The organism is Candidatus Reidiella endopervernicosa (genome assembly GCF_013343005.1).
Taxonomy (GTDB): domain Bacteria; phylum Pseudomonadota; class Gammaproteobacteria.
In genome coordinates this window covers 31,922-54,895 of sequence record NZ_CP054491.1, presented here as the reverse complement: position 1 = coordinate 54,895, position 22,974 = coordinate 31,922, and the positions used below count along the sequence as shown (strand labels likewise).

The following is a 22,974-nucleotide window of genomic DNA, read 5'->3' as shown; positions in this document are numbered from 1 at the left end:
GTGGTGCAATGGTTGATCAAGCGTGACCTGTATCGGAGGAGAGGGTGTTGATATCGATTCCGAGCAGCGAAGCGGCCGCCTTCCAGCGGGCATCGCTCTGGGTGTCGAAGATAATTGCTTCATCGGCAGGGCCGCTGAGCCAGGCGTTATCAAGCATCTCCTGGTCAAGCTGACCAGCGCCCCAGCCGGCATAACCAAGCGCGATCAGCGACTTCTCCGGCCCCTTGCCCTCAGCAATTGCCTGCAGGATGTCGCGAGAGCTGGTAACGGTGATCTCATCGCTGATCTTCAGGCTTGAGCTCCACTCCACCTTCGATTTTGGTTTGTGGATTACAAAGCCGCGTTCCTGCTGTACCGGCCCGCCGTTGTAGATTGGCGTGGATCCAATCGCCGGGGTTGCGGCATCAAGATCAAGCTGCTTGAGAATGTCCCCCAGTTCAATGTCGAGAGGGCGGTTGATCACAATACCGAGCGCCCCATCGCTGTTGTGTTCACAGATATAGGTGACGGTATGAAAAAAATGGGGGTCCGCTAGTTGCGGCATGGCAATCAGGAAGTGATTGCTGAGTGATTCAGCTTCGTCCATAGGGCGTAAGTATCCGTCTATAGCAGCACAGAGGCAAGCCGATCAGCGGCTTGAAAAGCGGTTGTCATCGGCAAACTGCCAGGTGCGGGTGATGTGCAGGATATCGGTCTCTTCGCGGATGTTGTCGGGGAAGCGTGCGAAGGGGGCGGCAAGTTCGACGATACGGATGGCTGCATCATCCAATACCCGGTAGCCGGAGCTGCGCAACAGGTTGATGCTCTCGATGGTGCCGTCGGGATTGAGTGCTACATCAAGCAGCAGGGTGCCGGAGAGCTGGTTGCGGCGTGCCTCATCGGGGTAGTTGAGGTTACCGATGCGCTCGATCTTCTTACGCCACGCATCCAGATAGCTGGCGTATTTGTACTCCCGGGTGTTTGCAGTGATGGAGGTGTGTTTTTTGCGTTGTGAATAGGCCTGAATGTTTTCAGAGAGTTCGGCGGTGAGGCTGGCAATCTCCAGACTGCGGCTGATCAGCTGGCTGGCGCTCGGTTTCTTGGCGCTTTTTGTCGTTTTAACGGTCGTCTTGGGTGCGGTTCTCGGTTTGGCCTTTTTGCTCACTGTGGTGATGACCGTGGGCTGCTTGACGGGCTGAGACGCCGGTTTTACCTGGGGGATAGGTGGTGTTGGTTGAATCGGCTCTGGGTAGGGTTGTGGTGAGGGTTCTGGTTGTGGTTCGACCAACTCGGGTGTCGGGACAGGATCGATCTCGGGAATCGGTGCGGGCGCCATCCCCTCACCTTTGGCGGGCAGCAGTGATGACTGGGTGTCCTGTGGGCGCAGTAGCTCTTCGTTCTCGCCGCCGCCCTCCTGACTTGCCTGGGCGAGATAGTCGGCATCCTCGGGAGCATTCTTGCTACGAGTTTGCACCAGGATGATTTCGAGCGTTTTAGCCGATGGGGTGATGCGTTTTTCCTGGCTGAAGGTGATGCCGAGAATGATTAGTCCGTGCAGTACCAGAGCGAGAAACAGGGTGAGACCGAGCCGGTCTCCTGATGTGATCTGTGGTGTGGTTGTGGTGGCGCTCATCGGGCTGAAACTATATCACTCGGCGGCGTGGCTGGCGTGGCATTTTGCTTCGATGACATCCATCAACTGACCAGCGATATCGAGTTCGTAGAGCGTGTCGAGTTCGCGGATACAGGTTGGGCTGGTGACGTTGATCTCGGTGAGGTAGTCGCCGATGACATCGATACCGACGAAGAGCAGACCACGCTCTCGCAGTGCGGGGGCAATCTGTTCGCAGATCCAGTAGTCACGCTCAGTGAGTGCTACTCCTTCGCCCCGCCCGCCAGCAGCGAGATTACCACGCGTTTCGCCCTCGGCAGGAATGCGTGCAAGGGCGTAAGGGACCGGCTTGCCATCAACCAGCAGGATCCGTTTGTCACCTGCGGTGATCTCAGGCACAAAGCGTTGTGCCATGGCGGTGCGTCGACCGTGGTCAGTGAGCGTCTCAATCACGACGCTGACATTGGGGTCATCCAGTTTGAGGCGGAAGATCGAGGCACCACCCATGCCATCGAGTGGTTTGAGCACGATGTCGTGCTGCTCGTCGAGAAAGGCACGTAGTCGTTCACCGTTGCTGCTGACCAGAGTGGGTGCACAGCATTGAGGGAACCAGGCAGTGAAGAGCTTTTCATTGGCGTCGCGGATTGCGCTGGGACGGTTGACTACCAGGGTGCCGCGTTGCTGCGCCAGCTCGAGTAGATAGGTGGTGTAGATGTATTCCATATCGAAGGGCGGGTCTTTGCGCATCAGGATGGTATCGAGCGCATCGAGTGGCAGATCCTCACTCTCGCCGAGGTTGAACCAGTTGTCGCGATCATCAACGACCTGCAGGCTGCGCGTGCGAGAATAGCTTCTGCCGTCACGAAGGTAGAGATCACCCTGTTCCATATAGTAGAGCTGCCAGCCGCGCTGCTGTGCTGCTAACAGCATCGCAAAGCTGCTGTCCTTAACGGTTTTGATCGACCCGATCGGGTCCATAACGATGCCGAGTTTGATGCTCATCTCTCTATCTACTCAATTTTAGGTGGCTATGGGAGTGGCAGATTGGTCTGAAATTTAGTGCTCACATGCTAACCCAGCAGGGTGTTCAGGGTGTAGGTGCATTTTAAGATTGATAATTGAATTTGTAACGGTAAGCTATGTCCCTAGCCCGTTTTCGTAGAAGGCAGAGGGATATTGTGTTAATAAGTGGTCGGAGTACCGATAACAATAAGATGGTTAGACCATTCAGGAGGGGTAGTGGCGAGTGCAGTCATGAAAAATGATTTCGCCAGCATGAAGGTGATGGTGATGGTGATCGACGATAGTAAGACGATTCGTCGTACCGCAGAAACCCTGCTCAAGAAAGAGGGGTGCGAGGTAATTACCGCCACCGATGGCTTTGAGGCGCTGGCTAAAATTGCCGATAGTCGCCCCGATATTATCTTTGTCGACATTATGATGCCGCGTCTCGACGGTTATCAGACCTGTGCGCTAATCAAAAACAATAACGCCTTTAAGGGCACGCCGGTGATCATGCTCTCCAGCAAGGATGGGCTGTTTGACAAGGCGCGCGGCAAGATTGTCGGTTCCGAACAGTATCTGACCAAGCCCTTCACCAAAAACGAATTGCTGGACGCTATCCGGAGTCACGTACACAAAGGTTAGTCCGTCCCGAAATGAGGTCGCACGATAGAGGCGGCAAGAATAACAATCAGAAGCAAAAGGGGATCTGAATTGGCACACGTATTAGTAGTTGATGACTCACCCACCGAACTGCACGTACTCAAGACCATTCTGGAGAAGAACGGCCATCAGGTCTCGACTGCCGAGAATGGCGAAGAGGGTATTGAGGTGGCCAAGCTGCTCAAACCCGAACTGATCCTGATGGATGTGGTGATGCCTGGCCTGAACGGCTTTCAGGCGACACGCAAGTTGAGCAAGGATGATACGACCAGTGGTATTCCCGTCATCATCGTTACCACCAAAGATCAGGAGACCGATAAGGTCTGGGGTATGCGGCAGGGGGCCAAGGAGTATGTGGTCAAGCCGGTCGAGGAGGCCGAGCTGCTGGAGAAGATCCAGCAGGTAATGGGCTAGGGCGCATACCGTGTCGCAGCTGACGACAGAACAGATTCTCAAACTGCTGGCCGATCTCTCGGCACGCAGTGTCAAACACGCCTCGGGCCTTCCTCAGCAGGAGGAGGTCAAGCAGGCGTGGACCGGCATCGCTTTTCGCATCGGCGATATTCGCCTGGTAGCACCGCTTGGCGAAGTCATCGAAATCCTCAACTATCCACGCCTTACCCGAGTGCCGGGTGCCAAGGTGTGGGTTAAGGGTGTCGCCAATGTTCGCGGTAATCTGCTGCCGATCATGGATCTGCGCGGCTTTCTCGGGCAGAACGCGACGCGCCTGCATCGCCGTAGTCGAGTGTTGGTTATCAGTCATCAGGGGATCGAGGCCGGTCTGCTGATCGACGAGGTGCTGGGCCTGAAACATTTTTTTGATGAAGATCGTGCCTCGCTGTCGGCACCCGAGGTTGAGGGCCTGGCTCCCTTCCTATCGGATAGTTACCGTCGCGATAGCGAACAGTGGGACGTCTTCAGTATGCGAAAACTGGCCGAAAACCCCGCCTTTATGAAGGTGGTGGCCTGATAGTGACAGAGTAGATCGCAGTCGTCGGTCAACCGATGTGGCTGTGGTTATTGGAACAAGAATAAATAGATCACCTTGGATCGGGAGAGTTAGGAATGAGTGAGTCGACAGGGCAGGATAGTGCCAGCAGCGTCTGGAAGAGCCGCAACCTTCAGGATGTGGGTTCCAATAAGCGCGTGCTGTATCTCATTATCACGCTACTGATATTTGGCCTGTTAACGGTTTTTGCCTTTGCCTATAACGCGATCAAGGATAACCACGATAAAGAGTACATCGCGCTCGCCGCGGAGCAGCAGGTACTCTCGCAGCGCATCGCCAAACACGCCCTTGAGGCGGCGAGCGGCAAGATCGACTCTTTCGAAACGCTTAGCTCACTACGTGGTCGCTTTGCAGAAACGGTTGGTTACCTGACGGAGGGCAATAGTGAAAGTGGCCTGCCGCCTGTGCCCGAAGAGATCAGTGATCGTCTCAAAGCGATTGAGCTGAACTGGACGCCGGTCGAAACGGGGGCTGATCAGATCCTTGGTGGTCAGGAGATGATCTCGACCATCCGAGAGTATGTCGACACCATTAACGATACCGTACCACCGCTGCTGACCTTCTCTGATGAAGTCATCGAGATCATGGTCAACAAGGAGGCCGATCGCGATCAGATCTATATCGCCGGCCGCCAGCTGATGATCGCACAGCGTATCGAGAACAACCTCAATCAGATTCTCTCCGGTGGAGGTGACGTTTCGGTCGCTGCTGACCGTTTTGGTCGTGACGCGGCCTTCTTCGGTCGAGTGCTGGAGGGCATGCTGCAGGGTGATGCCTCAATCAATGTACGCCGCCTACGCGATGAGGATGCACGTCTGAAACTGGGTGAGGTGGCGATGCTGTTTAAGACCGTCAGCGATCACGTTGGTGGTATTCTCGATCTCTCTCCCGATCTGTTCCTGATTCAGGAGGCGGCGGCCGATATGGTGGCGGGCAGTGATGTGTTGCTCGATGCCAGCCGTAACCTCGAAAAGGCCTTTGCCGGTGAGGTGAGCTATCGGATCATTCCACCTTGGCTCGGTTACATCTTTAGTGCCATCGCCTTTACCGTCATGTTTATGCTCGGTATTCAGCTGATTGTCGATGCACGTCGCCGTACCGAAGCAGCCAACATGCAGAAGGAGCAGGCGGATGAGCAGAACAAGCGTAATCAGACTGCAATCATGCAGCTGCTCGATGAGATGGGTGACCTCGCTGATGGTGACCTGACTGTAACCGCTACCGTATCGGAGGATATAACCGGTGCGATCGCTGACTCGATCAACTATGCGATCGAGGCGCTAAGAACCCTGGTTACCACCATTAACGAGACCTCTGTGCAGGTCTCCTCAGCAGCGCAGGAGTCGCAGGCCACGGCGATGAGTCTGGCAGATGCGAGTGACCATCAGGCATCACAGATTACTGCAGCGAGTGCAGCGGTCAACGAAATGGCGATCTCGATTGCAGCGGTATCGGAGAACGCCACTGAGTCGACCGAGGTTGCGGAGCGCTCAGTAAATATCGCACATGCTGGTGGTGAGACGGTACGTAGCACCATTACGGGTATGGACGGTATTCGTGAGCAGATCCAGGAGACTTCGAAACGTATCAAGCGCCTCGGTGAGAGCTCGCAGGAGATCGGCGATATCGTTGAGCTGATTAACGATATTGCTGACCAGACCAACATCCTGGCGCTTAACGCTGCGATCCAGGCGGCAATGGCCGGTGAAGCGGGTCGTGGTTTTGCGGTGGTTGCCGATGAGGTTCAGCGTCTTGCGGAGCGCTCCAGTAACGCGACCAAGCAGATTGAGGCGCTGGTTAAAACCATCCAGACCGATACCAACGAGGCGGTCATCTCAATGGAACAGAGTACGACCAACGTGGTCGAGGGGGCCAAGCTGGCAGAGAACGCGGGTGAGGCGCTGGATGAGATCGAGAAGGTATCGAAATATCTCGCGGATCTGATCGAAGGTATCTCGCAGTCGGCCACCCAGCAGACCAGTGCAGCAGGCAATATCTCCGACACCATGAACTCGATCCAGGAGATCACCACCCAGACCTCTGCAGGTACCACCGAGACGGCGGCATCGATCGGTAATCTAGCTGAGCTGGCGAACGATCTGCGCAAATCGGTATCTGACTTTAAGCTGCCGGAGTAGGGCGGTAGACGGAGACAATATTGGCTTCTGTCGCCAACAATAGGGCTGGCGAGTGGTTCGGTCTGGAGCGTCTTCCAGAGATGGATGATGCGCTCTTTAATGGCTGGACTGAGATGCTCGAGGCACGTACCGGGATGGTCTTGCACCCGGCGCGTCGCTCATTCCTGCTCACCAGCATCTCAATCCGTATGCGCGAGATCGGTTTTCGCGATCCTCTCGCCTACTTTGAATTGCTGCAATCGAACGGTGAGGGTGTGGTTGAGTGGACCACTCTGGTTGATCGTCTCACCGTTCATGAGACATGTTTCTATCGCCATCCCGAATCGCTCCAGTTTATTCGTGAACAGTTTCTTCCAGAATCACTCTCAAATCACGACAAGCCCTATTCTCTACAGGTCTGGAGCCTGGGCTGTGCCACCGGTGAAGAGAGCTATTCACTGGCGATGTTGATCGACCATCACCTCAAATCGCTGGGTGGTGACTACTACTTTGGCGTAACGGGCACTGATATCAGTCTCGATGCAATTGCCGAGGCAAAACAGGCAACCTATGGCCCAATGCGGCTGAGCAAGCTACCGCAGTCGTTACTCGAAGCGTACTTTTCCCCGGTCGAGGGAGGGCGGTATCGAGTCAATGAGTCGCTGCGTCGACGCGTCTGTTTTGCCAAATTAAAGATCATGGATATCGATCGTGCGCCGATGGGGGCGATGGATATCATCTACTGTCAAAATGTCCTGATCTATTTTGAACGCGCACGACGTTTTGAGATTCTCAATAGCGCTGCACGCTATCTGGCACCTGGTGGTCTATTGATCTTGGGTCCCGGTGAGGCGCCTGGTTGGAAACCTGATGGGTTGGAACGGATTAACGATTCAAACGTCGTTGCCTACCGGCGCCGCGCAGATGCTGAAGGGTCAGAGGTTAAGTTATGAGTAGTGACACAACGGGCGTCGATTACACCACGCTAAGCTGGGTTAAGCAGGAGCTCGACGAGACTCTCTCCCAGGCTCGCATCGCGCTAGAGAGTTTTGTCGAGGATGACGATGATCCAACCCAGCTGCGCTTCTGTGTAACCCACCTTCATCAGGTCTACGGCACGTTACAGATGGTTGAGCTCTACGGTGCGGCGATGCTGGCTGAAGAGATGGAGGCGTTGGCCGTTGTGCTGCTTGAGGAGGAGAGTAAACGCCGCGATGAGACCTTTGAGGTCCTGATGCGGGCGATGCTGCAGTTACCCGACTACCTCGAGCGTCTGCAGGCAGGGCATCGTGATATTCCGATTGTATTACTGCCGTTGGTTAATGACCTGCGCGCTGCCCAGGGCAAGGCGTTGCTCTCTGAGAATGCACTCTTCACTCCCGATCTCTCGGCTCTGGCACCACTGCGTGAAGATGAGCAGTCAGCAGCTGACCGCCATGGAGAGCGAAGTGAGGGCGGTTAGTCCCCGATAGTCGACGCCGTCTGCCTATTCGTAGTTGAGAGCGCGAGCGGACGACGAAGAAGATGCAGCAGCGGCTTTATGTCGGCGTAGAGTCACTGAGGGAGTTGTGTAGAGCCGCGAAGAGGTGATTACGCAACGTACGCAGGACGGTCGGGGCGCCGAAGGCATAAACGGTCGCGTTAAGTTTTTGCTGTTTGCTTGGGCTTGGATGCCCAAAACAAACTTTCGCAAAAATAGCGACTCCCCGGAGCTGACGATAGCGCGCTACTCGATACGGCTCGTCGTCTACGTCCCTACTTTCAGAAGGGATTGTTGGGATGGATAAAAAACCTCAATCGTGAACAGGGCGTTACAGAGCTGGAACGTGTTGTTGCCGGGCTCGAGCACGCCTCGACACTGGCTCCTGTAGTACAGCTATGGTGGCTTTCCGGGGCAGTGATTGAAGCGCTGCAGGAGCAGAAGCTTGAACCTGCACTCTCGCTCAATATGGTGCTTGGGCAGATCGATCGACAGATCAAGTCTCTTATTGATGAGGGTGAGTTGGCGCTGGCCAAGCAGCCTCCGCTTGATTTGATAAAAAATCTACTCTACTTCGCTGCCCTGGCTGAGCCAGGAGGTGAGCGTGTTGATGCCGTCAAGTCGGCCTTCAAGCTTGATCATGCGCTGCCCAAGGAGGAGGAGATCGAGGCGGCACGAGCGGGTATCAGTGGTCGTAATGTCGAGGTGATGCAGGCGGTTACCGGTGCTTTGAAGGAAGATCTTGCCACCATTAAAGATAGCCTCGATCTGTTTGTTCGCAGTGAGCAACGTGAAACAGCTGCATTACAGCCTTTGGCCGATAATCTGAAACGGGTCGGCGATACGCTCGGCATGCTGGGTTTTGGCCATGCACGCAAACTGGTGATGGAGCAGTTCCACAGCACTGAGGATATGGTGCAGGGCAGTCGGCCGGTCGATGATGCGGCATTGATGGATATTGCCGGTGCGCTGCTCTATGTCGATAGTTCGCTCAGTGGTGATACGCAGCAGCAGCTTGAAGAGGGTGGTGATGAGGCCGCTGCAGGGGTTCAGCTTCCCCAGGCCGAGATTCAGCAAATACATACGGCCGTCCTTGATGAGGCGAGCAAGAGTCTTGCTGAGTCAAAAGAGGCGATCACCAACTATCTCGAGGATAGTGATGAATCTGAGCCGATGACTGCGGTCCCTCAGCTACTGCAGCAGGTGCAGGGTGCGCTGCAGGTGATGAATCAACCGCGCGCAGCAACGATGTTGCTCCAGGCTACGCGCTATGTTGAACAACAGCTGATAGATGTCGATGAGCTCCCTGTGAACGATGATCAGGCGGCACTGGCAGAGGCGATTGCCGGCATTGAACTCTATATGGAGGGGCTGGCAGCAAATCGTCCGCATAGCAATCTACTGGATGCGGTAGAGGGGCGTCTGACGTTGCTCGGCTGTGAAGAGGTTGCACTCAATGAGAGTGAATCAACTGCATCAACAGATGCTGAGTTGCGTGCCGAATTTAGTGCAGATGTGGTCTCTGATGATGCACCTGAGAGCGCCGGATTGGATGAGGTGTCAGAGAGTCTCGAAGAGTCTCAGTTGCCTGAAGTGATATGTGGCGAGCCCATCGGTACCCTACGTACAGAGGTTACACAAACAGAGGAGAGCGCCGATTTTGAGTTCTCCGATGAGCTGGATGATGAAATCCTCGATATCTTCGTCGAAGAGGCCGAAGAGGAGTACGCCGATATCAAGGTACATCTGCCGAGGTGGCTGGCCAATCCGGAGGATGAGGAGAGTCTGACGATTATTCGACGCTCTTTCCACACCTTGAAGGGTAGCGGGCGTCTTGTCGGGGCGAATCTGGTCGGTGAATTCGCCTGGTCGATGGAGAATATGCTCAACCGAGTCATCGATAACAGTGTTGAGCTGTCCCCAACCATGAGCAGGCTGCTTGAATCGGCGCTTGATGCGCTGCCAGAGTTGCTGGTGCAGATAAAGGAGGGCATTAAGCCGCACTCCGATATTAAGGGTTTGATGGCCCAGGCAGCAGCGATGAGTCAACCTGGTGAGGTCGAGATCCCACCGCTGGCAGCGGTACCGTTAGAGCCGGCGCTGGGTCATGTTGAGGACGAGGTTGCAGAGGCGGTGCCCGCGCTTAAGCTGGAAGCTGAGTCTGAGCCGGAGCCACAGAGTGAGGCGATGGATCCCGTGCTCTATGGGATTTTCAGAAAGGAGTCGGAAGGACACTTTGCTGAGATTCACCGCTTTGTCGATAGCGCCAGAGGAGGCGAGACAGCACTGAGTGAATCGCTGGCGCGAGCACTTCACACCCTGCATGGCAGTGCTCATATGGCCAATGCAAACAGCATTGCTGAGCTGACGGGACGGATGGAGCAGTGTGTCAACGCGATGATGGAGGCCGGTGTCAGAGCCGATCCATCGCTTCTTACCCTGTTGGAAGGCGTAGTCACTCGCACAGAGTCGATCCTTCATCTGCTTGATCAAGCAGATCCCGAGATACCCGATTACAGCGATCTGCTGAGTCGTATTGATGCGACCCAGACCTCGATTGAGGAGCGGCAGGCCGAGCCTGTCCAGAAGAGTGACGAAGAGCAATCAGCGCTCTCCACTGCAGGTGAAGCGGCGCAGGTGATTGAGCTGCCAACTACGCAGGAGCAGGCCTTTGTCGAGCATCTGGCAGAAGATGAACCCGATGCTGAGCTGTTGTCGGTGTTCCTCGAGGAGGGTGATGAGATCCTCGAGTCGAGCGATGAGATTATCCAGAGCTGGCGCAGTGATCCCGAGTCGCGTGAATCGGTTGCGGCACTGCAGCGTGAACTGCATACCCTCAAGGGTGGTGCGCGAATGGCTGGTCTCAGCAGTATCGGAGACCTGAGTCATGGGCTGGAGTCACTGCTCACGGCGATAGCGGAGGGGCAGCTCATCGGTACGGTGGCTGCGGTCGATCTGGTTCAGCGCGCGCTCGACAGGCTTCACCAGATGCTCAGTATGGCCCATCGTAGCGAGCGTGCAGAGGCGGCAGATGAGTTGCTGTTGCAGCTAGAGCAGATGCGCAGAGGGGTACCCAATGGGGCGCCACAGCCAGAACTGGTTGGGGAGTCTGTGCCGAATGAAGAGCTAGAGGCCGCTCCTGAAGAGAGCGATCTACAGCTCGCAGCAATAGAAGCTCCTTCCGAGCCGGTGGAGGCTGATGATCAGGAAGCGGCGGTAGCTGCCGAGGCCGTCAGTGGAGATGAGGCGAAACGCAGCCAGCATGAGGTGGTGCGCGTCCGCGCGGATCTGCTCGATGACCTGGTCAACTACGCCGGTGAGGCGAGCATCTATCGATCGCGTCTGGAACAGCAGGTCGGCACGCTCGGTTTCAATCTTCAGGAGATGACCCAGACCGCACAGCGCCTTCAGGCACAGCTGCGCCAGATCGACCTGGAGACCGAGGCGCAGATTCTTTCGCGTCACGAACAGATTGCGCTGGATCAGAATGCCGAGTTTGATCCGCTCGAGATGGATCGCTATACCCATATGCAGGAGCTGTCGCGCGCGCTCTCAGAAACGGCCAACGATATGGTCAGTATTCAGAACCTGCTCGAGAGTAGTACCCGTGAGTCAGAAACTCTGCTGCTGCAGCAGTCGCGAGTAAATACGGAGCTGCAGGAGGGGTTGATGCGCTCACGCATGCTGCCCTTCTCCGGTCTAATTACCCGTCTACGTCGTCTGATGCGACAGACTGCCGATACGGTCGGTCGTGATGTGGGGCTGTTTGTACGTGGAGCGGAGCTGGAGCTGGATCGTAAGGTGCTCGATCGTATCGTGGCACCGCTTGAGCACATGTTGAGAAACGCGATCGCCCACGGTATCGAATCGCCCCAGCAGCGACAGGCACTGGGTAAATCTGCGGACGGGCGTGTAGAGATTTCGCTGGCACGAGAGGGTGCTGAGATCGTGCTGAGCATGAAGGATGATGGCTGCGGTATCGATGTGTCGCAGGTGCGCGAGAAGGCGATCGAACGTGGTCTGATGCGTGCCGATAGTGAGCTCGACGATCATACGATTATCCAGTTTATTCTCACCTCTGGTTTCAGTACCGCGCAGGAGGTGACCCAGGTTGCCGGTCGTGGCGTCGGCATGGATGTGGTCAACAGCGAGATAAAACAGCTGGGTGGCTCACTGGAGATCGATTCGACCCAGGGTGAGGGGAGTGAATTCACCATCCGTATGCCGCTCACGCTGAGCGTGAATCGTGCCATCATGGTGCAGAATGGCGAGGATATCTTTGCGATTCCGCTGACCGCTGTTGAGGGCGTTACGCGAATCAGTGGTAAGGATATGCAACGTTATCAGGAGGATGCGTCGCTCGGTTACGAATATGGTGGCCGTACCTACTTTGTCACCCCGCTCGCCTCGCTGCTGGGACTCGCGAGTCAGAAACAGCACGATGAAGGCCGTATGTATCCGATGTTGCTGGTGCGCTCCGGTAATGTGCGGGTGGCGGTACAGATTGAGAACCTGCAGGGTAGTCGTGAGATCGTGGTCAAGTCGGTCGGCCCGCAGATTGGCGGTGTGCCGGGCGTCTCTGGCGCGACCATCCTCGGTGATGGCCGTGTGGTACTGATCCTCGATATCGGTGCGATGACGCGTCAGCACCAGTTCGATATGGAGATCGATTCGAGTGCTGCGATGGCGGCAGCAATGGCGATGTCAGAATCTGATGAGACGCTGGTAATGGTGGTGGATGATTCGATTACCATTCGCAAGGTCACATCGCGCCTGCTGGAGCGAAACCAGATGAATGTCTTCACTGCTAAGGATGGTGTTGATGCGGTTGCTCAGCTGCAGGAGCGGATACCCGATGTCTTCCTGCTCGATGTGGAGATGCCGCGCATGGACGGCTTTGAACTTGCCACCTTTATCCGCAGTGAACCGCAGTTGAAACATATCCCGATCATCATGATTACCTCGCGCACTGGCGAGAAACACCGTGCCCGAGCCTTTGAAATTGGTGTTAACCGCTATCTCGGTAAGCCCTACAAGGAGCAGGAGCTGGTTGAGAATATCCGTGAGGTGTTAGAGCTCGATCATGAGTCAGCCTGAAGTCGTTAATCAACCGATTCGCGTGGGACTGCTTTGTGCCAGTGAGCAGCGTAGCGATGACCTGAGACGGTTACTCGAAGAGCATCAGCTCTCAGTGGTGGTCGTTAACCGCGTTGAGGAGTGGTTTGATCGCTCATTTGACCGTCATCAGGCCGATGTATTGCTGGTCGATCTGGATGAGTCGGGCGAGCATGCCGATGAGGTGTTAGAACGTCTGATGGAAACGGTCAGCCTGCCGATTTTATTTAGTGAGGCTGCAGCGCTGAGCAGTGGTGAGAGTGGTCGACGGAGCGTGCGTCGCCTGGCAAAGAAGTTGGGTGAGATTGCCAGAGCTGAGACTTCGCGGGAGCAACCTGAGGCCGTGGCGATCATCGAAGAGCCGCTCAAGAGTGAAGAGCCAGCGCAGAGGCCGGCAGTTCCGATCAGACTATTGCGTGAGCCGGATGAGGGGGCAGCACAGTGCGTGTGGGTGCTGGGTGCCTCTATCGGTGGCCCCCCCCCGCTGTGAAGGCATTTCTCAATGAATTGCCTGCAGAACTGCCCGCAGCTTTTGTGCTTGCGCAGCATATCGGCGCCAGTTTTGTGCCGCTGCTGGCCGAACAGCTCAACCGCACCTCGGCACTGACGGTGAAGGTGGCCGAGCAGGGTGAACTGCTCAGAGAGGGAGAGGTGGTGCTGGTGCCGGTAGAGCATGAGGTGGTGATAACCGCTGAGGGCTATATCTCACTGCGCCCTGCTCGAGAATCGCTGCATCTGCCATCGATCGATCACGTGATGGAGATGGCCGCAGGACGTTATGGCAAACAGGGCGGTGCGATTATCTTTAGTGGCATGGGCGGCGATGCGATGGCCGGTTGTGCGGCGATGGCAGAGGCGGGTGCCCCCGTTTGGGTGCAGCAGGCTGAAAGTTGTGTAGTCAGTACCATGGTTGATGGGGCCAAGCTTGCCGGCGTGGTGAGTTGTGAGGCTGACGCTGAACAGCTGGCAGACCATATCACTGCCTACCTTGAGGGGCAGGGCGGGGATGTTGAGAATAACGCGATAGGAACTGAGTGATGAGTGGAGCAGAGTTGGTTGATGAGGTTCGGTGTCTGATGGTTCCACTTGAGGGTGGGCAGATGATGCTACCCAATACAGCCATTGCAGAGATAGCGGCATACGACCGCTGACCGCCATGGAGAGCGAAGTGAGGGCGGTTAGTCCCCGATAGTCGACGCCGTCTGCATATTCGTAGTTGAGAGCGCGAGCGGACGACGAAGAAGATGCAGCAGCGGCTTTATGTCGGCGTAGAGTCACTGAGGGAGTTGTGTAGAGCCGCGAAGAGGTGATTACGCAACGAACGCAGGAGTCGGGGCGCCGTAGGCATAAACGGTCGCGTTAAGTTTTTGCTGTTTGCTTGGGCTTGGATGCCCAAAACAAACTTTCGCAAAAATAGCGACTCCCCGGAGTTTTATCGCTGGAGAGGGATATCCAGACTGGCTACTGGGGACAGTGATGTGGCGCTCGCTAGCCCTGCCGCTCGTCTCAATGGAGGTTGTTCTCGGACAGGAGGCTCCGGAGGTCGATGCACGTAGCCGAATCGCAGTGGTGAATACGCTCTATCAGAAACAGGGTATGCCCTTCTTCGCTGTGTTGACCCAGGGCATCCCAAGGCTGGTGCGTGCCTCATTGGATAACCTCTCGCCTGCCGATAGTGGTGGTAAGCAGATGGTGAGTGCCGAGGTAACGCTGGATGGTGAGTCTGCGGTGATTCCCAATCTTGAGCAGCTGGAGGCGGCGATCAAAGAGAGCGGTATCGATGTGAAATTTGTCCGCCCACCCTGAGTCTAAAACGCGGTGAAGAGTAGCCCAGACCGTTAACCCAGATCACCCCAGAGCGTCTGTAGTGCGGTCACGGCCGCCAGTGCGGCCGTCTCGGTTCTCAGCACCCTCGGTCCCATCGTGATGGATTGATAACCAGCGCTGTTTGCGGCTGCAATCTCTCGATCACTCAACCCTCCCTCTGGACCAATCAGTAAAGTGATCTGCTGCTGTGGCTCCAATGTGGATAGTGAGTGTTTCGCTTCTGGGTCGAGTACCAGCGCCGCACCCTTGATTGTTTTCTGAAATAGCCGGTCGATGGGAGTGATCGATTCCAGCTGTGGGAGCTGGCTGCGTCCACTCTGCTCGCATGCCCCGGTGATGACGCCCCGCCAGTGGCTAAGCTTCTTCTCCTGACGCTCACCCTTGAGCTGTACGGTGGTGCGCTCGGTGACAACCGGCACAATCACGTCAACGCCCAGCTCCACCGCCTTCTGCAGCGCGAAGTCCATCCGTTCACCGCGTGAAACACCCTGAGCAAGGGTGATCTTGAGTGGGGACTCTCGATCACAATCGATAAACTGCTCAATCTCAACAGTGACGTTATTGCGTGTTACAGCGGTCAGTTTTGCACGATACTCGCCCCCCTCCCCATTGAAGAGAATCAGAGGCGCTCCCGGTTTGATGCGTAACACACGGCCGACGTGGTTGGCCGCGTTCGACGCCAGTGCGACCTGTGTGCCGCACTGAAGTGTGCCGGGATGAAAAATACGTGGAACTCTCACGCAATGAGCCGATGTTTAGTCGTTGCTCAGGTCGAGCTGTTGCCAGATCGTTTTGACCGGCTCAACGCGATTCATCGAGTAGAAGTGCAGCCCCGGTGCACCGGCTTCAAGCAGTCGGCGACAGAGCTCAGCTGTGATCTCGAGGCCGTAGGCACGCAGACTCTCCATGTCGTCGCCATAACTCTCGAGACGCAGGCGTAGCCAGCGAGGGATGTCGGCACCGCACATCTCGGAGAAACGAGCCAGCTGTTTGATGTTGGTGATCGGCATGATGCCGGGCACGATCGGAATTGTGATCTCACGTTTTTCACACTCATCAACAAAGTGTAGATAGGCGTCGAGGTTGTAGAAGTACTGAGTAATGGCGGCGTTAGCCCCCGCCTTTACCTTGTGGGCGAAATTATCGAGGTCGGCACTGGCCGAGGTGGCTTGGGGGTGGAACTCGGGATAGGCGGCCACTTCGATGTGGAAGTGATCGCCGGTCTCGCTGCGGATGAACTCGACCAGTTCATTGGCGTGGTTGAAGGCGCCTGCACCACCCATACCCATGCCGGAGGGCAAGTCGCCACGCAGGGCAACAATACGCTTTACCCCCATCTCGATGTAGCCATTAAGTAGAGCGCGGATATCCTCTTCGGATGAGCCGATACAGGAGAGGTGGGGAGCGGTATCGAGCCCCGCTGCCATCATTTCGCGTACCGTCTCGACGGTACCCGCATGGGTAGAGCCGCCGGCACCAAAGGTGACTGAGGCGTACTTCGGATTGAGCGTTGCTAGCTCGTCACGTACCTGGCGCAGATTCTCAGCACCCTTATCCGTTTTAGGCGGGAAGAATTCGAAGCTGAACTGTTTGGGGTGGTTTTGTTGTGATTTCATTACTCTTCACCCTGGAAGTTAATAATTAACCGTGAAGGACACGAAGTGACGCAAAGAGATCTAAATCAATAGTTCAAGAGTGAGATCGCGTACGACTATTCTGGCTGGATGATCTGTATTGATAACAGCCAGAAAAGGAGCGAGTCGTACTCTCGCACCCGCTTACTCTCTTTGCGTTCCCTTGCGTCCTTAACGGTTAACCTGATTTGTTAATAACGATAGTGATCAGGCTTGTAGGGGCCGTCAACCGGTACGTCGATGTAATCGGCCTGCTCCTCAGAGAGGGTGGTCAGGTTGATACCGATTTTCTTTAGATGCAGTCGTGCGACCTTCTCATCCAGAACCTTGGGCAAGACATAGACCTTATTCTCGTAGTTCTCACCCTTGGTGAAGAACTCGATCTGTGCCAGTACCTGATTGGTAAAGGAGGCAGACATGACGAAGCTGGGGTGGCCGGTGGCACAGCCCAAATTGACCAGACGACCCTCGGCGAGGATGGTGATGCGCTTGCCGTCGGGGAAGATGACGTGATCGACCTGTGGCTTGACGTTCTCCCACTCATACTGGCGTAGTGAGGCGATATTGATCTCAGAGTCGAAGTGACCGATGTTGCAGACGATCGACTCGTTCTTCATCGCTACCATGTGGTCGTGATCGATGACGTTGACGTTGCCGGTGGTGGTAACAAAGATGTCGCCCAGTTTGCACGCTTCCTCCATGGTGACGACGCGGTAACCCTCCATCGCCGCCTGCAGCGCACAGATCGGATCAATCTCGGTGACCAGGGTGGTGGCACCCATGCCGCGGAATGCCTGCGCACAACCCTTGCCGACATCGCCGTAACCGAGAACCACGGCGATCTTGCCAGCAACCATCACATCGGTAGCGCGCTTGATGCCGTCGAGCAGTGACTCGCGACAGCCGTAGAGATTATCGAACTTAGACTTGGTGACCGAGTCGTTGACGTTCATGGCTGGGAACAGCAGTTCGCCATCCTTCTCCATGTGGTAGAGACGATGTACACCGGTGGTGGTCTCTTCGGTGACCCCCTTCATCTCGTCGGCGATGTCGCTCCATTTGCTACCATCAATCGGCAGATTGCGACGCAGTACCTCGAGAATGGCGACATACTCTTCGTTGTCACCCTCCTGTGCATCGGGTACCGCACCCGCCTTCTCAAACTCAACGCCCTTGTGCAGCAGCAGGGTGGCATCGCCACCGTCATCAAGGATCATGTTGGGCCTCTGACCGTTGGGCCAGTTGAACGCCTGCTCGGTACACCACCAGTACTCCTCGATGGTCTCGCCTTTCCAGGCGTAGACCGGTACACCAGAGGCGGCGATAGCCGCTGCAGCGTGGTCCTGAGTGGAGAAGATGTTGCACGATACCCAGCGCACCTCGGCACCGAGAGCGGTGAGCGTCTCGATCAACACGGCGGTCTGGATGGTCATGTGCAGGGAGCCCATGATGCGGGCGCCCTTGAGTGGTTGTGATGCACCGAACTCCTCGCGCAGGGCCATCAGCCCCGGCATCTCGGTCTCGGCAATAGCGATCTCCTTACGGCCCCAATCGGCCAGGGAGATGTCGGCCACTTTATAGTCAGTGAACTCAGACATAGGTCTCTCTCCTAGTTTCGTTTGGGAGCGCCGTTAAGAAGATCAATCTTTCCCGAGCCTGACGGAGATTCCGCTGCAGCGCTCCTCGGGAGAGAGGTGTTTTTGCCGCCCCTGCTGGGGCGGCAGTCGAGCATTATAGGCCAGCAGCCTCTTTAAGTGCAGCTGCTTTGTCGGTCCGCTCCCAGGGAAGGTCAACATCGTCACGGCCAAAGTGACCGTAGGCTGCAGTCTGCTTGTAGATCGGTTGTAGCAACTCGAGCATCTCTACCATGCCTTTGGGGCGCAGATCGAAGTGTTCACGTACCAGTTCAACCAGTCGTGTCTCATCAAGCTTGCTGGTACCGAAGGTCTCGATGCTGATTGAGGTCGGCTCGGCGACGCCAATGGCGTAGGAGACCTGGATCTCACAGCGCTCGGCCAGGCCGGCGGCAACAATGTTCTTGGCGACATAACGACCGGCGTAGGCGGCTGAGCGGTCGACCTTGCTTGGGTCCTTGCCGGAGAATGCGCCGCCACCGTGGCGTGCCATGCCGCCGTAGGTGTCGACGATGATCTTGCGTCCGGTCAGGCCGCAGTCGCCGACTGGTCCACCGATGACAAAACGACCGGTTGGGTTGATGAAGTACTTGGTGTCACCATTGAGCCACTCGCTCGGCAGCACAGGCTTGATAATCTCATCCATTGCCGCCTCTACCAGAACGCTCTGTTCGATATCGGGATTGTGTTGAGTGGAGAGTACGACCGCATCGACGCCGACCGGTTTGCCATTCTGGTAGCGGAAGGTGACCTGACTCTTCGCATCGGGGCGCAGCCAGGGGAGGGTGCCGTTCTTGCGAACCTCGGCCTGACGACGAACCAGGCGGTGCGCGTAGGTGATTGGGGCTGGCATCAGCACATCGGTCTCGTTGCTGGCGTAGCCGAACATCAGTCCCTGATCACCAGCGCCCTGCTCGTGATCGCTGCTCTCATCAACACCCATGGCGATGTCGGGCGACTGTTTGCCGATACCGTTGAGCACCGCGCATGACTCCCAGTCGAAGCCCATCTCGGAACTGTTGTAGCCGATCTCCCTGACGGTATCGCGCACGATCTCTTCAAGATCGACCCAGGCGGAGGTGGTGATCTCACCGGCCACCAGCACCATGCCGGTCTTCACCAGGGTCTCACAGGCGACGCGCGCCTTGGTGTCCTGCTCCAGTAGTGCATCGAGTACCGCATCAGAGATCTGGTCAGCGACCTTGTCAGGATGTCCCTCGGAGACAGACTCTGAGGTGAAGAGATGATTGTCGGCCATGCTTCAAAATTCCTTGTGTTCAGTTATGGAGCGAGCGATAAGCGGGCAATTCTAGCCGTATTGCCCTTTCTTTGCCTAGTAAGCATCCCTTATTAGGTCTCAACTCTGATTGGGCGGTGATGGGTGATGTGCAGAGCTTTGTACCGTTTTGAACGGGTTGGATTGGGGGATTCTAGAATATTCTCCTTAAAAAACATTGTGATGCGTAAATTTATGGGGGTGAAAGTAGTATTGCTATTGCTGAAAAGTGTCAACTGAGGGAAAATACGCGGCTCTATGCGCTTGGCGCATGGCATGAATATTTGAGCCATGGTGGTGCAATCAGCTGCCAGAGAACTAGAACGAACAGCGGTTGAATTCTTCTGGCCGGACATGGCTGGAACTGACTTCTTAGTGGTTGCCGCATTTGTTGAAACAAGTTGGCAACACGCGCCAGTTAAACTATCGCGCCCTCTTTACCGGCTTCTAGCAGGTCGGTGTTTGTAGTACAGGGAGCTGCGTTTTTAACGACGACAATTAATTCGATTTAAGCAAGTTTTTAAGAAAAAACTAATAGGAGATACACATGCCTTCACGCAGAGACCTAGCCAATGCCGTCCGTGCCCTGAGCATGGATGCCGTGCAAAAAGCCAAATCCGGACACCCTGGTGCGCCCATGGGTATGGCCGACATCGCCGAGGTGCTGTGGAACGGCCACATGAAGCACAATCCGAATAACCCCCAGTGGGCTGACCGCGATCGCTTTATCCTCTCTAACGGTCACGGCTCCATGCTGATCTACTCGCTGTTGCACCTGACCGGTTACGATCTGGGTGTCGAGGATCTGAAGAACTTCCGTCAGCTCCACTCACGCACCCCGGGTCACCCTGAGTATGGCTATGCCCCCGGGGTTGAGACCACCACCGGTCCTCTCGGCCAGGGCATTACCAACGGTGTTGGTATGGCGATTGCTGAGAAGGCAATGGCTGGCCAGTTCAACCAGAAGGGTCACGACATCGTTGATCATAATACCTACGTATTCCTGGGTGACGGCTGCATGATGGAGGGTATCTCCCATGAAGCGTGTTCACTGGCTGGTACGCTGGGTCTGGGCAAGCTCATCGCTTTCTGGGATGACAACGGTATCTCTATCGACGGTCACGTTGATGGCTGGTTCACCGATGACACCGCCAAGCGTTTCGAAGCCTACGGCTGGCACGTTATTGCTGATGTGGATGGTCACGATGCTGAGGCGCTTGAGAAGGCGATCGAATTCGCCAAGGCGATGACCGACAAGCCGACCCTGATCTGCTGCAAGACCACCATCGGTTTCGGTTCTCCGAATAAGGCTGGTAGCCACGCCTGTCACGGTGCGCCATTGGGTGATGAAGAGATTAACCTGACCAAGGCTGCGCTGGGCTGGGAGCACGACGCATTTGACGTGCCTGCCGACGTTTACGCTGGCTGGGATGCAAAAGAGAAGGGCGATGCTGCTGAGAAGGCGTGGGGCGAGAAGTTCGAGGCCTACCGTGTAGAGTACCCTGAGCTGGCGGCTGAGTTTGAGCGTCGTTCAAGTGGCGAGCTGCCTGCCGATTGGGCAGAGAAGTCAGCGGCCTACATCGCCTCGGTCAATGCCGATGAAAAGAGCCCGGCGACTCGTCAGGCGTCTCTGGCTGCAATCGAAGCTTACTCTCCAATGCTGCCTGAGCTATTTGGTGGTTCTGCCGACCTCGGTTGCTCCAACCTGACCGAGTGGTCTGGTTACAAGCCAATGGATGCCAACGAGGAAGCTAACTACATTCGCTACGGTGTGCGTGAGTTCGGTATGTCCGCCATCATGAACGGTATCGCCCTGCACGGTGGTCTGGTTCCTTTCGGTGCGACCTTCCTGATGTTCATGGAGTACGCCCGTAACGCCCTGCGTATGGCTGCGCTGATGAAGCAGCGTTCAATCTTCGTCTACACCCACGACTCTATCGGCCTGGGTGAAGATGGCCCGACTCACCAGCCGGTTGAGCAGATTGCTACCATGCGCCTCACTCCTAATATGAGTGTATGGCGCCCCTGTGACGCGGTTGAGACCGCTGTTGCATGGCAGCAGGCGATTGAGCGTAACGACGGTCCTACCAGTCTCTGCTTCTCGCGTCAGGGTCTGCCACACCAGACTCGTACCGATGCGCAGATCAGCGACATCGCCAAGGGTGGTTACGTGCTGAAGGATTGTGACGGCACCCCGGATGCAATCATCCTCGCGACCGGTTCTGAAGTGGCTCTGGCCATGGATGCAGCTGCAGCGCTGAATGGTAAGAATATCCGTGTTGTCTCCATGCCAAACGTCAACATGTTCGAGCAGCAAGATGCCGCTTATCAGGGTTCTGTACTGCCGGCAGGTGTTAAGACCGTAGCAGTCGAGGCTGGTGTTACCGCCATGTGGTACAAGTACGCCGATAAGGTTGTCGGTCTTGATCGCTTCGGTGAGTCTGCGCCTGCAGGCGAGCTGTTCAAGGAGTTTGGCTTCACCGTTGAAAACGTTGTGAGCGCTGTTGAGGGTGTCCTCTAAGGACCCCGCTCCACTCAGACAAATTTAGATAATTAGTAACCTTTAAGTTAAGGAGAAATTAAATGACTATCAAAGTCGGTATTAATGGTTTCGGTCGTATCGGCCGTATGGTTTTCCGTGCAGTAGCGCAGGAGTTTGACGATATTGAGATCGTCGGTATCAATGACCTGCTGGGCGCTGATTACCTCGCATACATGCTCAAGTACGATTCAGTTCACGGCCGTTTCGGTGGTGATGTTGCTGTTGATGGCAACAACCTGGTTGTAGATGGCAAGAATATCCGCCTGACCGCAGAGCGCGATCCTGCTGATCTGAAGTGGGACGAGGTTGGTGCTGAGCTGGTTATCGATTGCACCGGCTTTTTCCTCACCGAAGAGAGCTGCCAGAAGCACATCGATGCGGGCGCGAAGAAGGTTGTACAGAGTGCTCCTTCTAAGGATGGCACCCCAATGTTCGTATACGGCGTTAACCACGACACCTATGCTGGTCAGGCGATCGTCTCTGCTGCATCTTGCACCACCAACTGTCTTGCCCCGATGGCTAAGGTCATCAACGACAAGTGGGGTATCAAGCGTGGCCTGATGACCACCGTTCATGCTGCAACCGCTACCCAGAAGACTGTTGATGGTCCTTCAATGAAAGATTGGCGCGGTGGCCGCGGTATCCTCGAGAACATCATCCCTTCATCTACCGGTGCTGCTAAGGCCGTTGGTGTTGTACTGCCTGAGCTGAATGGCAAGCTGACCGGTATGGCGTTCCGCGTCCCGACCTCTGACGTATCTGTTGTCGATCTGACCGTTGAGCTCAACAGCGATGCTACCTACGAAGAGATCTGTGCAGCAATGAAGGATGCTTCTGAGAACGGTGACATGAGCAAGACCCTCGGTTACACCGATGAGAAGGTTGTCTCTACCGATTTCCGTGGTGTTGGCTTCTCTTCAATCTTCGATTCAGGCGCGGGTATCGCTCTGGATGGCAGCTTCGTCAAGCTGGTTTCATGGTACGACAACGAGTATGGCTACACCTGTAACATGCTGCGTCTCGTACAGCACGTCTCTGCCTAAAATTAGCGGATCTTTTGCGCCCTGACGGCGTTGTTTGGATG

Annotated in this window: 21 protein-coding genes, 1 pseudogene and 1 riboswitch; of the genes and pseudogenes, 13 read left to right on the top strand and 9 right to left on the bottom strand. The window is 55.8% G+C overall.

The features are described 5' to 3' along the window. Window positions 1-16: 16 nt before the first annotated feature. The 3 genes from HUE57_RS00275 to gshB are packed head-to-tail and all read right to left on the bottom strand — an operon-like array spanning window position 17 to window position 2,593. Complete coding sequence (locus tag HUE57_RS00275; RefSeq protein WP_078482378.1) at window positions 17-586, bottom strand: YqgE/AlgH family protein; 570 nt, start codon at window positions 584-586, stop codon at window positions 17-19. A gap of 42 nt (window positions 587-628) precedes the next feature. Continuing rightward, a complete protein-coding gene (locus HUE57_RS00270) occupies window positions 629-1,612 on the bottom strand; it encodes an energy transducer TonB (protein ID WP_078482377.1) in 984 nt (327 codons plus the stop codon). Window positions 1,613-1,627: 15 nt separating this feature from the next. Beyond that, window positions 1,628-2,593, bottom strand: coding sequence for a glutathione synthase (gene gshB / locus HUE57_RS00265; protein WP_078482376.1), 966 nt, complete (start codon window positions 2,591-2,593; stop codon window positions 1,628-1,630). Between the two features lie 252 nt (window positions 2,594-2,845). On the opposite strand from gshB, the gene pilG reads away from it, so the two are divergent. From pilG to HUE57_RS00235, 6 genes are all read left to right on the top strand, one after another. After that, window positions 2,846-3,238 (top strand): twitching motility response regulator PilG, encoded by a 393-nt coding sequence (gene pilG / locus HUE57_RS00260; RefSeq protein ID WP_078482375.1) that lies wholly within the window; start codon window positions 2,846-2,848, stop codon window positions 3,236-3,238. Window positions 3,239-3,307: 69 nt separating this feature from the next. Beyond that, complete coding sequence (locus tag HUE57_RS00255) at window positions 3,308-3,670, top strand: response regulator (RefSeq protein WP_078482374.1); 363 nt, start codon at window positions 3,308-3,310, stop codon at window positions 3,668-3,670. 10 nt (window positions 3,671-3,680) lie between these two features. Then, a complete protein-coding gene (locus tag HUE57_RS00250) occupies window positions 3,681-4,226 on the top strand; it encodes a chemotaxis protein CheW (protein ID WP_078482373.1) in 546 nt (181 codons plus the stop codon). Between the two features lie 95 nt (window positions 4,227-4,321). Beyond that, window positions 4,322-6,403 (top strand): methyl-accepting chemotaxis protein, encoded by a 2,082-nt coding sequence (locus HUE57_RS00245; protein ID WP_078482372.1) that lies wholly within the window; start codon window positions 4,322-4,324, stop codon window positions 6,401-6,403. Between the two features lie 20 nt (window positions 6,404-6,423). After that, window positions 6,424-7,335 carry a CheR family methyltransferase gene (locus tag HUE57_RS00240; protein ID WP_078482371.1) on the top strand — a complete coding sequence of 304 codons (912 nt, stop codon included), beginning with the start codon at window positions 6,424-6,426 and terminating at the stop codon, window positions 7,333-7,335. Continuing rightward, window positions 7,332-7,844: an Hpt domain-containing protein gene (locus HUE57_RS00235; RefSeq protein WP_174672503.1), complete on the top strand. Its 513-nt coding sequence runs from the start codon at window positions 7,332-7,334 to the stop codon at window positions 7,842-7,844. Before HUE57_RS00240 ends, HUE57_RS00235 begins: the two co-directional genes overlap by 4 nt. Window positions 7,845-7,868: 24 nt before the next feature. On the opposite strand, the gene HUE57_RS00230 is transcribed toward HUE57_RS00235, so the two are convergent. Then, window positions 7,869-8,075: a hypothetical protein gene (locus HUE57_RS00230; protein WP_174672502.1), complete on the bottom strand. Its 207-nt coding sequence runs from the start codon at window positions 8,073-8,075 to the stop codon at window positions 7,869-7,871. A gap of 36 nt (window positions 8,076-8,111) precedes the next feature. Here HUE57_RS00230 and HUE57_RS20545 point away from each other — a divergent pair. The 4 genes and pseudogenes from HUE57_RS20545 to HUE57_RS00215 all read left to right on the top strand — a co-directional run. Next, window positions 8,112-8,516: pseudogene (locus tag HUE57_RS20545) on the top strand (FimL-related protein); the annotation flags it as partial. A 54-nt stretch (window positions 8,517-8,570) separates the two neighbouring features. Beyond that, complete coding sequence (locus HUE57_RS00225; protein ID WP_478210010.1) at window positions 8,571-12,959, top strand: hybrid sensor histidine kinase/response regulator; 4,389 nt, start codon at window positions 8,571-8,573, stop codon at window positions 12,957-12,959. Next, window positions 12,946-13,467: a hypothetical protein gene (locus HUE57_RS00220; RefSeq protein ID WP_078482369.1), complete on the top strand. Its 522-nt coding sequence runs from the start codon at window positions 12,946-12,948 to the stop codon at window positions 13,465-13,467. The genes HUE57_RS00225 and HUE57_RS00220 overlap by 14 nt, the downstream gene beginning before the upstream one ends. 44 nt (window positions 13,468-13,511) lie before the next feature. Next, on the top strand, window positions 13,512-14,015 hold the full coding sequence (locus tag HUE57_RS00215) for a chemotaxis protein CheB (protein ID WP_236860648.1): 504 nt from the start codon (window positions 13,512-13,514) through the stop codon (window positions 14,013-14,015). 220 nt (window positions 14,016-14,235) lie between these two features. On the opposite strand, the gene HUE57_RS00210 is transcribed toward HUE57_RS00215, so the two are convergent. Continuing rightward, window positions 14,236-14,388: a hypothetical protein gene (locus HUE57_RS00210; protein WP_174672499.1), complete on the bottom strand. Its 153-nt coding sequence runs from the start codon at window positions 14,386-14,388 to the stop codon at window positions 14,236-14,238. Between HUE57_RS00210 and HUE57_RS00205 the strand changes: the two genes are divergently transcribed. Continuing rightward, complete coding sequence (locus tag HUE57_RS00205; protein WP_174672498.1) at window positions 14,352-14,783, top strand: chemotaxis protein CheW; 432 nt, start codon at window positions 14,352-14,354, stop codon at window positions 14,781-14,783. The genes HUE57_RS00210 and HUE57_RS00205 overlap by 37 nt on opposite strands. A gap of 32 nt (window positions 14,784-14,815) precedes the next feature. Here the strand turns inward: HUE57_RS00205 and HUE57_RS00200 are convergent, their stop codons facing one another. The 4 genes from HUE57_RS00200 to metK form a co-directional block, all read right to left on the bottom strand. Then, on the bottom strand, window positions 14,816-15,544 hold the full coding sequence (locus HUE57_RS00200; protein ID WP_078482366.1) for a 16S rRNA (uracil(1498)-N(3))-methyltransferase: 729 nt from the start codon (window positions 15,542-15,544) through the stop codon (window positions 14,816-14,818). A 15-nt stretch (window positions 15,545-15,559) separates the two neighbouring features. Next, on the bottom strand, window positions 15,560-16,420 hold the full coding sequence (metF, locus tag HUE57_RS00195; protein ID WP_078482365.1) for a methylenetetrahydrofolate reductase [NAD(P)H]: 861 nt from the start codon (window positions 16,418-16,420) through the stop codon (window positions 15,560-15,562). 209 nt (window positions 16,421-16,629) lie between these two features. Continuing rightward, a complete protein-coding gene (ahcY, locus tag HUE57_RS00190; RefSeq protein ID WP_078482364.1) occupies window positions 16,630-18,036 on the bottom strand; it encodes an adenosylhomocysteinase in 1,407 nt (468 codons plus the stop codon). An 18-nt stretch (window positions 18,037-18,054) separates the two neighbouring features. Next, window positions 18,055-18,129, bottom strand: a riboswitch (S-adenosyl-L-homocysteine riboswitch). A 40-nt stretch (window positions 18,130-18,169) separates the two neighbouring features. Continuing rightward, window positions 18,170-19,330, bottom strand: coding sequence for a methionine adenosyltransferase (metK, locus tag HUE57_RS00185; RefSeq protein ID WP_078482363.1), 1,161 nt, complete (start codon window positions 19,328-19,330; stop codon window positions 18,170-18,172). Between the two features lie 565 nt (window positions 19,331-19,895). Here metK and tkt point away from each other — a divergent pair. Then, window positions 19,896-21,869 carry a transketolase gene (tkt, locus tag HUE57_RS00180; protein WP_078482362.1) on the top strand — a complete coding sequence of 658 codons (1,974 nt, stop codon included), beginning with the start codon at window positions 19,896-19,898 and terminating at the stop codon, window positions 21,867-21,869. 62 nt (window positions 21,870-21,931) lie between these two features. Beyond that, entirely contained in the window at window positions 21,932-22,933 is a 1,002-nt protein-coding gene (gap, locus tag HUE57_RS00175; protein ID WP_078482361.1) for a type I glyceraldehyde-3-phosphate dehydrogenase, read from the top strand. Window positions 22,934-22,974: the final 41 nt, after the last annotated feature.